Here is an 8,965-nt window from a genome sequence, read left to right as displayed (position 1 = left end):
GAAAAACGGAGATGGTTTCATGAAAGACAAAATAACCAAAATAAAAATTTTTCTTTCCATTTTAGCCGTGATCGGGTTTGGAACAGGATGTAACGATAACCAAAATCAGTTAGATGAGGATAACAATGATTTAGGTGTTTCACTGGTACATACGACTAAACCCATCGATCAATCAGTTGCCAATAGGGCTAAAGAAAAAATTATTGCCAAAGAAGAAATTTCAGATGTAAAGGCTGTGAATACAGAAAAAGAGCTTTTTGCAGCAATAAAAGTTGATAATTTTGATCGCTTTCGATTAAAGAAAATTGAGAAGTCAATAAAATCCGACTTGGAAAAAATGTACCCAAACCATGAAATAATTGTTTCGTCAGATAAAAAAATGATGTGGGAATTGGAACAATTAGAACAGAAACTTCAAAAAGGCAACACAGATAAGAAGAGCTTAAAAAAAGATTTAAATAAAATTAAAAATCTAATGAAAGAGAAAACTTAAAGAGAAAGGGGCAAGCTATGTCAAATAATCAAAAGAAACAACTAACCCCGGTGCAACAAGAATATCAAAAATTGCAAAAAAATCGAGAAATCGACAGACCCGTTTTTAAAAATTGTATAAAGGCCTTTATAACAGGTGGTCTGATTTGTCTTATTGGCCAGGTTATTCAAGACTTCTTTATTTATTATTTTGATTTTACAGACCAAACGGCTGGAAATCCAACTGTGGGTACATTAATTTTTATTGCTATGCTTCTTACCGGTTTTGGGGTTTATGACCGAATTGCTCAATTTGGAGGAGCTGGTTCAGCAGTTCCAGTTACCGGTTTTGGCAATGCTGTCATTTCAGCTGCTATTGAACATCGAACCGAAGGGTTTGTATTAGGAGTCGGAGGTAATATGTTTAAATTAGCTGGGTCTGTTATATTATTTGGTGTTTTTTCTGCGTTTGTTATTGCATTAGTAAAGACAATTCTAATTAGGTGGGGTGGTTTATGATACTCGCAGGTCATCGTACATGGATCTTCGAACAAAAACCCGTCATACTTTCTACTGGAACAGTTGGTGGACCATTTGAAGCAAACGGAGCAATCGCAGAAGATTTCGATCTCCTTCATGCTGATTTATGGCTTGGACAGGATTCCTATGAGAAAGCACATAAAATCCTTTTTGAAGAGGCCTGTCAAAAAGCCATGGAAAAAGGGGGCATCCAAAAGGATCAAGTTCAATTTATCCTAGCTGGGGACCTAATCAATCAGATCACCCCAACAAGTTTCGCTAGTCGAACAATTGGAGCCCCGTATTTTGGTTTATTCGGTGCCTGCTCTACGTCTATGGAAGGATTGGCCCTAGGTGCTTATATCGTGAATACCAAAGGAGCGAAATATTTATTAACCGGAGCATCCAGCCATGCCATAAGAAGGTTGTTATCATCAATCACTTTATCAATTAAATCGATACCATCTTGGCTTCCTACTTCTTTGATGACAGTACTGCACGCTTTTGCATACTCTTCAGTTTCCAACTTATCCCTTTGCATATAGCCATCTTTCGATGTTTTCTGTGGTCTTTGCACTGTCTTCACCTCCGTATTCCTCCAAGATTACTATTGTTCGGCCCTTCGTTCCGAAGGAACTACTATGGCCTCTGCTGACTTCTTACAATTCAACTTGCCATTGCTGACAAGTTTGTTCCTGTGGGATGTTACATCCCTCTTGTCGGGAACCCTTGTAAGACCTCCCCGGGTAAGAACTACAACCTTCCTCCCATGTAACTGCTGTATTTACTGTATGGAACTCGTGCAGTATCGGACTTTGTTTTGTTTGGCAAACTCATCCATTCCAATTCAGCCTTTTATACAGTTTCTGTTCGTCAGTTCGGGATTTTGCCTCCGGCTTCCTTCAGATTCCACCTCACGATGGACACCCTTGCCTTTAGCTAACAGTTCCTACTGCCAAGCCTGTAGTGGACTTTCACCACCAAGTTATAGCCCATGCCGGGCGCACCATAAAGAACACCGTTTGAGAACAAACGGTGTATAAACTTATTCATCTTTATTATCTGCGTCATTTACATCTTTAGGATCTTCAATTGGTTCTTCTGTATCAGTGTTGTCATTATTTTCATCAATATTATCTGGATCTGTTGCGTCTTCAGCATCTTCAATTGATTCTTCTGTATCAGGGGTGACATTATTTTCATCAATAGTATCTGGATCTGTTGCGTCTTCAGGATCTTCAATTGGTTCCTCTGTCCCAGGAGTTACATCCTCAGGTGGTGGATTATTATCGTCATCTCCATTATTACACCCTAATAACAAGAACATTGAAAGAAAAACTGTTGATAAAAGTTTCATCCACTTATGATTCATCTTTACCGCCCTTTCGATTGTTGTAATTTCTAAATTATTTTTTACGTTTATTCTTTTTTTATTCAGATAGTCTAAAAAAGAAATTTGATGAAATACAGTAATAAAATTAAAAATGAGGCAATTATGTATGATAATATTACAAAGTTTCCCTATTTTATCCGATTCTATTTTTTGCTTTTTGAATAACCTCTACTACAAACTGATCTTTATTTTCTAATTCACCAAGTGTAAGTTCTCCATTAGCTAATTTTTCAGAGAGCACATTAATATCTTCCTGGACGGAAACAGGGATTTGATTTTCAGTCAACATTTTCTGAAGCTCATTTGCAATTTTAGTTTCTTGATTCATTTTTAACACAACCTTATTTTAGTATTTATATGGCAGGATTTGAGCAATTTAATACTTTGAACACGTTTGTAGGAAGGTTCTAAAGAAGAGAAAGGTTGGTTAACATCCAACCAACCTTTTGTCTTGCATAATTATTGTTGTTTTACCCTGAGTTTACTTTCCTTTAACAAGTGTTCTTTATTGTATTAAATTGCCTCTATAAGGATCTTGACTTTGCATGTAGTTAGAAAATTGTTGAACCGATTGTTGAATAGTTTGTGGAGTTTCTTTTTCCAAAGCATACCATCCGTTTTTAAACATTAAGTTATATAGATTGCGGTGACAGTCTTCTGTTTCTTGGGAAATAGACGCAATTGTACGATACAACGACCCATGGCTTGCTTCTTTTAATGCAGTCGAATATGAGGAAGATATATATTTTTCCGTAGTTAAGGCATCGTTTAGAAAATCTCTATCGTTCATTTGCGGCGTCTTGGGAACTGGTGTTTCAGGATTCTTAATTTTGTTTGGAGTATTATTTTCCACTATCGTATCCTCCTTATTGATTCATATTTTGTGAAGGTTGAGTTACATACTGTTGCATCTGTTGAAGCAGCTGTTGATAGTGTCGGTCGTGCATTTGTCCAGCTTGTTCAAGTGCTGCTCTTACTTCTGGATTTTGACATTGTTGAGCGAAAAAATGCATTTTCTTCATCGCAAGTAGATTCCAGCTTAACATATCGTTTAAATAGAGATGATCCTTTGTTGACATTATTTCAGGCGGCTGCGTCATGAAAGCTTGTGCTTGTTGATTAACCATACCCGTCTGCGGTTGTTGCATGATGTTTCCTCCTTGTTAACAATGTTGTAATCACTTGGGTAGATTGCCACATAGTGGTCAAAAATATGCAGGTATTTTAGACTAGTGTTAAAGAACCAGCCACCTTTGGACATATCATCCCTTTGGTTTCACTATAGGCATTAAATACTCCCCACCTATACGCAGGTGGGGAGTATTTGTCGCTTAACTAAATATTAATTGATCCTATTCCAGATTCTGTCTAGATCCAAGGCAACATATATTTTATCACCATTAATTTCCTTATGTATGATAGGATGGGAAAAATACTGATTTATATTTCTATTAAATTGCTTAGACCTTGCTCGTGGTTTTGGTCCTGAAATCGTTTCAAGATAGTCCTTATACATACTCCGTCTACCTCTTTTTTATTATTTAATGAAAAATACAAACTGCATCAATACTCATTTCTAAATAAAAAAGCATACCAGTCTTACTTCTCGAAAAGAAAATTCCCCTCGAATGGTAAAACAATTGTACTTTCATCAGCTTTTATAAAAGTTCAACTGTCCAATTTACCCTATTCTCCCTTCCTTAATTTTTTCCTGCCAAGAGTATTTTTTCCTAAAAGATAAGAAGTATAATTTAAATTTTAAAAACTTTGTATGAATAAACATTTCTATCTTGAAACATTCTAAGAAAGGTTTCAAAGAAAAATATAGGAGGTGAAAGTCATGACAGTTATTAATGACGTTAAGACAGCTCTAGCGGGATTAAAAAGCGCTCAAGCTAGCTTTGAAACATTTGCTCTTAGTACAGATAATGAACAAGCGAAGCAGCTTTACCAAGATGCTGCTAAGCAAACCCAATCCGTTGTAGACAGCATTGAACCACGTGTTCAACAAATCGAACAAGAAGAACCTCAATACAAACAACAGTAATAGTAAGGCGAAAAAAGGTTGGCCTCTTAACCAACCTTTTTTCAGCTGTTCAAATAATGAAAAAACATGGAGGTGATTTTTTTGAAAGATAAAATAACCACATTGAAAAACCTACTTTTTATTATAATGGTCATTGGTTTCGCATCAGGATGTAATGGTAATCAAAATGAATTTATTCAAGGTAATAGTACTTTTGGTATTTCACAAGTACATACAAGTAAGCCAATTGATCAATCCGTTGCCAATCATGCGAAAGAAAAGATAATTGCCAAGGAAGATATTACAGACGTAAAAGCTGTGAATACTGATAAAGAGCTTATGGCAGCGATTAAAGTTGAGAATTTTGATCGATTTCGATTAAAGAGTATCGAGAAGTCAGTAAAATCCGACTTAGAAAAAAAATATCCGGACTATAAAGTTTTTGTTTCGACTGATAAAAAAATATTCTGGGAGCTTGAAAAGGTCGAGCAAAGACTGAAAAAAAACGATATGAATAAGAAGAACTTAAAAAATGATTTGAACAAACTGAAAAGTCTTATGAAGGAACAAACCTAAAGAGGAAGGATCGAGTTATGTCTAACAATCAAAAGAAACAACTTACTCCTGTGCAACAGGAATATCAAAAATTGCAAAAACAACGAGAGATCAAAAGACCGGTTGTTAAAAATTGCATTAAGGCCTTTTTAACCGGTGGACTTATTTGTTTGATTGGTCAGCTTATTTCAGACTTTTACATTTATTATTTCGATTTTACTGAGCAAACGGCCGGAAATCCGACGGTGGGTACGTTAATTTTTATTACAATGCTTCTTACTGGTTTTGGCGTATATGATCGAATGGCCCAATTTGGTGGGGCTGGAACAGCTGTACCTGTAACAGGTTTTGGCAATGCGGTTATATCGCCTGCCATTGAGCATCGAACCGAAGGATTTGTACTGGGCGTAGGTGGCAACATGTTTAAATTAGCGGGGGCGGTTATTTTATTTGGTGTTTTTTCTGCTTTTGTCATTGCCTTAATTAAAACCACTTTAATCCAGTGGGGTGGTTTATAATGCTAGCAGGTCATCGTACATGGATCTTCGAACAAAAGCCTGTCATTATCTCCACTGGAACCGTTGGTGGACCATTTGAAGCCAATGGTGCTATCCCAGATGATTTCGATACTCTTCATGCTGATTTATGGCTTGGGCAGGATTCCTATGAGAAAGCACATAAAATCCTTTTTGAAGAGGCTTGCCAAAAAGCCATGGAAAAAGGGGGCATACAAAAAGATCAAGTTCAATTTATCCTAGCTGGGGACTTAATCAATCAAATCACCCCAACAAGTTTCGCTAGCAGAACGATTGGAGCGCCTTATTTTGGCTTATTCGGTGCTTGCTCTACCTCGATGGAAGGACTGGCTCTAGGTGCTTATATTGTAAATACAAAAGGAGCGAAATATTTGTTAACAGGAGCTTCCAGTCATGATACAGCTGTTGAAAAACAATTTCGGTATCCAACTGAATATGGTGGACAAAAGCCACCTACGGCACAATGGACGGTTACTGGTGCAGGTGCAGCCCTATTAAGTGATTCTGGGGAAGGACCTCATGTCACATCTGCCACAATTGGTCGTGTAATCGATATGGGATTGACAGATCCATTTAACATGGGAGGAGCTATGGCGCCAGCTGCGGTTGATACCATTGAAGCCCATTTAAAGGAACGAAATGTTGAGCCATCTTATTACGATTTAATTGTAACCGGTGACCTTGGCCAAATCGGACAGGAAGTGTCCATGGATCTATTTAAAAAGCATGGAACTCCTATTAGTGAAGAACAATACCAAGATTGTGGCCTTATGATTTATCGGGAAGGACAACCCGTTCTTGCAGGGGCAAGCGGTGCAGGCTGTTCAGCAACGGTAGTTTATGGGCATTTATTAAACCGCATGAAAAAAGGTGAATTTAAACGAATGTTAGTTGTGGCAACAGGTGCTTTGCTTTCACCGTTGTCCTTTCAGCAAAATGAAACAATTCCTTGTATCGCCCATGCAGTGTCAATTGAATACGGAGGTGAACAATTAACATGATCTATTTTTGGGCTTTTGTCGTAGGCGGTTTAATTTGTATCATTGGGCAAATTATGTTTGATGTATTTAAATTGACACCAGGTCATACCTTAAGTGCTCTTGTAGTGATTGGGGCGCTTTTAGATGGATTTGGACTATACGAGCCTTTGATTGATTTTGCTGGGGCAGGGGCTACCGTTCCGATTACAAGTTTTGGGAATTCGCTTGTTCATGGTGCGATGCAGGAAGCAGAAAAACATGGGTTAGTTGGTGTACTGACAGGAATGTTTGAAGTAACTAGTTCTGGTATTTCAGCTTCCATTGTTTTCGGCATGATAGGAGCTTTAATTTTTAAGCCAAAAGGATAAGGAGAATTAGGATGACAGTAGGATCAGATGTTAAACAGTGTTTTGCCAGTCTAAAAGGGGTAGAAGCAAGTCTCTCAAGTTTAGCATTACGGACTCTTGATGATGAATCGAAGCGAACTTTGCATGAGGCTATGATGGTAGTACACGAAGTAACAAAAGATTTAAAAAAAAGAGTAGGAGAACTAGAAGGAGAGGAACTTCAGTACAAAGGTTTCTAGAAAAACTATATTTACAGGGGGTATCAAGCAGTGCCTGAATGGTTAGATATAGCTTTACGGTCAGCATTATTTGTTGTGGTTTTATTTATCATTACAAAGTGGTTAGGGAAAAAGCAAATTTCTGAACTATCTATCTTCGAATATGTCACCGGTATTTCAATTGGAAGTATTGGTGCAGAAGTAGCTATGGGACTTGAACGGAGTATTTTTCACGGTGTCATTGGAATTGTCATCTTTGCTGCTATCCCCTTTTTCGCTGGTTTAATTTCCTTAAAAAGCAAAGGTTTTCGTAATTTTATAGAAGGGAAAGCAACTGTATTTATCAAAGATGGAAAAATCATGGAAGATAATTTAAAAAAAGAAAGATACACGATAGATGAATTATTAGCATTACTTCGTAAGAAGGATGTCTATCAGGTAGCTGATGTCGAATTCGCTGTATTAGAGGCAACAGGAGATTTATCCGTTATGTTAAAAAAGGAGAACCAACCTTTAACAGCAAAAGCCTTAAACTTATCAGTCCCTTCCGTCAAAGAGCCTCAAACTGTCATTATGGATGGTGTGATCATGGATGAACCACTAGCTACAATTGGAAGAAGTCGCGCATGGTTACATACAGAGTTAGATAAATTAGGGGTTACGGTTGAAAATGTATTTCTTGGACAAATTAATTCTTTTGGAGAGTTAACGGTTGACCTTTTCGATGATAAGTTGCAAGTTGCGTCCCCCCAAGAAAGACCTTTAATTCTTTCAACTCTAAAAAAATGCCAAGCTGACTTAGAGTTGTTTGCTCTTGGAACTGAATCAAAGGAGGCCAAACAAATGTATAAGTTAAATAGTCAAAAATTACAAGAAGCTATTGATAAAGTGACCCCTATTTTAAAAGCTTGAAATTATAAAAATACATTGATTTTTCGAATTTCCAAAAAAATGAACAACATATATGGGTTAATAACTTTATTAAGTATTGCCCTTATCCTGCATTATGATTATCGCTTTCCAACAGGATTAGGTTTGTTTCTTTTGAGTCTTCCTTTATTTATATTTGCATGGTTCCATAAACGAACATTTTTTATTTTCTTAATTGATATCTAATTGTAACAGCAGCGTTTAATATGTAGGATAAAAAGCATTCCTTTCTTCCTGCATGATAATTTGTATTATTGGAATGATTACTTCCTTGACGATGGTTCATCTTAAAAACTTTGCATAACTTGTTACAGTCCTAGGACTAAACGAACTAAAATTCATAATAAAGAAGTTTAGTTTGTTCTTCTAAGATTTCAGGATAGCATCTAGGGCAATAATATTTACGCTGGTCAGTACGAAGCCAATCATTAGGTAACAGTGATAGTTGATTTATCCAAAAATAGTTTTCACAAGAGGTGCAAATTTCCCTATTCATAGTAAAAAACAACTCCCTTTAAGATTTTAACTTTCTAAATATTCAAAGCTATACTATGCTCCCTTAATGATCAAGGTCTAGACATTTACCTATATAAAGCGCAGAGTTTTTCTAATTTCGATGGCCATGAAAAAGACTTGCTTTAAATATCAGAGGAACAAACAAAATCGACTAGGCATTCGTCCTGGACGATTTTGTTTCTCTTGGTACAAACAATCAACAAGCCAAACAGCTCTACCAAGATGCCGCTAAACAAACCCAATCCGTTAGCAATAATGTAGAACCACGTGTTTAACAAATTGAACAAGAAGAACCTCAATACAAACAACAATAAAGAGTATGGTGAAAAGGTTGGTTGAGAGACCAACCTTTTTTAAAAGATAAGAAAGTATAAAAATTTAAGGTCTACCGCAGTCATTAGGGCTGTGGTATTTTTTATTTATGGACAGAAATATTCTAAAAGAGATCTTTTTTGATCATCATCAACATTGGGA

General features: G+C 36.6%; 13 protein-coding genes and 2 pseudogenes. 11 read left to right on the top strand and 4 right to left on the bottom strand.

The window, feature by feature from the left end; genetic code table 11:
* From PZE06_RS24790 to PZE06_RS24780, 3 genes and pseudogenes are all read left to right on the top strand, one after another.
* Positions 1 to 493, top strand: a 493-nt coding sequence (locus tag PZE06_RS24790; protein WP_306421337.1) for a YhcN/YlaJ family sporulation lipoprotein, incomplete at its 5' end; no start/stop codon positions are given.
* Between the two features lie 17 nt (positions 494 to 510).
* Positions 511 to 990, top strand: coding sequence for a stage V sporulation protein AC (spoVAC, locus tag PZE06_RS24785; RefSeq protein WP_041844976.1), 480 nt, complete (start codon positions 511 to 513; stop codon positions 988 to 990).
* A pseudogene (locus PZE06_RS24780) lies at positions 990 to 1,403 on the top strand (beta-ketoacyl-[acyl-carrier-protein] synthase family protein); the annotation flags it as partial. The gene spoVAC (PZE06_RS24785) and the pseudogene PZE06_RS24780, both read left to right, overlap by 1 nt.
* A 632-nt stretch (positions 1,404 to 2,035) precedes the next feature.
* On the opposite strand, the gene PZE06_RS24775 reads toward PZE06_RS24780, so the two are convergent.
* From PZE06_RS24775 to PZE06_RS24760, 4 genes are all read right to left on the bottom strand, one after another.
* A complete protein-coding gene (locus PZE06_RS24775) occupies positions 2,036 to 2,362 on the bottom strand; it encodes a hypothetical protein (RefSeq protein ID WP_041902469.1) in 327 nt (108 codons plus the stop codon).
* 154 nt (positions 2,363 to 2,516) lie between these two features.
* Complete coding sequence (locus tag PZE06_RS24770; protein WP_041844978.1) at positions 2,517 to 2,711, bottom strand: hypothetical protein; 195 nt, start codon at positions 2,709 to 2,711, stop codon at positions 2,517 to 2,519.
* Positions 2,712 to 2,888: 177 nt separating this feature from the next.
* Entirely contained in the window at positions 2,889 to 3,236 is a 348-nt protein-coding gene (locus PZE06_RS24765) for a spore coat protein (RefSeq protein WP_041903726.1), read from the bottom strand.
* Between the two features lie 13 nt (positions 3,237 to 3,249).
* A complete protein-coding gene (locus PZE06_RS24760) occupies positions 3,250 to 3,531 on the bottom strand; it encodes a hypothetical protein (protein ID WP_041844980.1) in 282 nt (93 codons plus the stop codon).
* Positions 3,532 to 4,223: 692 nt separating this feature from the next.
* On the opposite strand from PZE06_RS24760, the gene PZE06_RS24755 reads away from it, so the two are divergent.
* The 8 genes and pseudogenes from PZE06_RS24755 to PZE06_RS24720 form a co-directional block, all read left to right on the top strand.
* Positions 4,224 to 4,430, top strand: coding sequence for a DUF1657 domain-containing protein (locus tag PZE06_RS24755; protein WP_150917557.1), 207 nt, complete (start codon positions 4,224 to 4,226; stop codon positions 4,428 to 4,430).
* A gap of 81 nt (positions 4,431 to 4,511) precedes the next feature.
* Positions 4,512 to 4,985, top strand: coding sequence for a YhcN/YlaJ family sporulation lipoprotein (locus tag PZE06_RS24750; protein ID WP_009336487.1), 474 nt, complete (start codon positions 4,512 to 4,514; stop codon positions 4,983 to 4,985).
* 17 nt (positions 4,986 to 5,002) lie between these two features.
* A complete protein-coding gene (gene spoVAC / locus PZE06_RS24745; RefSeq protein WP_009336486.1) occupies positions 5,003 to 5,482 on the top strand; it encodes a stage V sporulation protein AC in 480 nt (159 codons plus the stop codon).
* The gene (spoVAD, locus tag PZE06_RS24740; protein WP_061794311.1) at positions 5,482 to 6,501 is read left to right on the top strand and encodes a stage V sporulation protein AD; all 1,020 of its coding nucleotides are present in this window, start codon (positions 5,482 to 5,484) and stop codon (positions 6,499 to 6,501) included. The genes spoVAC (PZE06_RS24745) and spoVAD overlap by 1 nt, the downstream gene beginning before the upstream one ends.
* Positions 6,498 to 6,848, top strand: coding sequence for a stage V sporulation protein AE (gene spoVAE / locus PZE06_RS24735; protein ID WP_009336484.1), 351 nt, complete (start codon positions 6,498 to 6,500; stop codon positions 6,846 to 6,848). Before spoVAD ends, spoVAE begins: the two co-directional genes overlap by 4 nt.
* Positions 6,849 to 6,859: 11 nt before the next feature.
* Positions 6,860 to 7,066, top strand: a complete 207-nt coding sequence (locus tag PZE06_RS24730; RefSeq protein ID WP_009336483.1) for a DUF1657 domain-containing protein — start codon at positions 6,860 to 6,862, stop codon at positions 7,064 to 7,066.
* A 30-nt stretch (positions 7,067 to 7,096) separates the two neighbouring features.
* Positions 7,097 to 7,957 (top strand): DUF421 domain-containing protein, encoded by an 861-nt coding sequence (locus PZE06_RS24725; RefSeq protein ID WP_150917560.1) that lies wholly within the window; start codon positions 7,097 to 7,099, stop codon positions 7,955 to 7,957.
* A 713-nt stretch (positions 7,958 to 8,670) separates the two neighbouring features.
* Positions 8,671 to 8,766, top strand: a pseudogene (locus PZE06_RS24720) (DUF1657 domain-containing protein); the annotation flags it as partial.
* Positions 8,767 to 8,965: the final 199 nt, after the last annotated feature.

Origin of the sequence: Robertmurraya sp. DFI.2.37 (assembly GCF_029211245.1) — a bacterium.
Classification (GTDB): Bacteria; Bacillota; Bacilli; order Bacillales; family Cytobacillaceae; genus Robertmurraya; species Robertmurraya methanolica_A.
Note: the sequence above shows the minus strand (reverse complement) of the source record. Positions and strands in the feature narration are given on the sequence as shown.

What these genes read in the sequence shown, in the direction of transcription:
- spoVAC (WP_041844976.1), top strand. Translation starts at nt 511, where the DNA reads ATGTCAAATAATCAAAAGAAACAACTAACCCCGGTGCAACAAGAATAT.
- PZE06_RS24775 (WP_041902469.1), bottom strand. Translation starts at nt 2,362, where the DNA reads ATGAATCATAAGTGGATGAAACTTTTATCAACAGTTTTTCTTTCAATG.
- PZE06_RS24770 (WP_041844978.1), bottom strand. Translation starts at nt 2,711, where the DNA reads ATGAATCAAGAAACTAAAATTGCAAATGAGCTTCAGAAAATGTTGACT.
- PZE06_RS24760 (WP_041844980.1), bottom strand. Translation starts at nt 3,531, where the DNA reads ATGCAACAACCGCAGACGGGTATGGTTAATCAACAAGCACAAGCTTTC.
- PZE06_RS24755 (WP_150917557.1), top strand. Translation starts at nt 4,224, where the DNA reads ATGACAGTTATTAATGACGTTAAGACAGCTCTAGCGGGATTAAAAAGC.
- spoVAC (WP_009336486.1), top strand. Translation starts at nt 5,003, where the DNA reads ATGTCTAACAATCAAAAGAAACAACTTACTCCTGTGCAACAGGAATAT.
- spoVAD (WP_061794311.1), top strand. Translation starts at nt 5,482, where the DNA reads ATGCTAGCAGGTCATCGTACATGGATCTTCGAACAAAAGCCTGTCATT.
- spoVAE (WP_009336484.1), top strand. Translation starts at nt 6,498, where the DNA reads ATGATCTATTTTTGGGCTTTTGTCGTAGGCGGTTTAATTTGTATCATT.
- PZE06_RS24730 (WP_009336483.1), top strand. Translation starts at nt 6,860, where the DNA reads ATGACAGTAGGATCAGATGTTAAACAGTGTTTTGCCAGTCTAAAAGGG.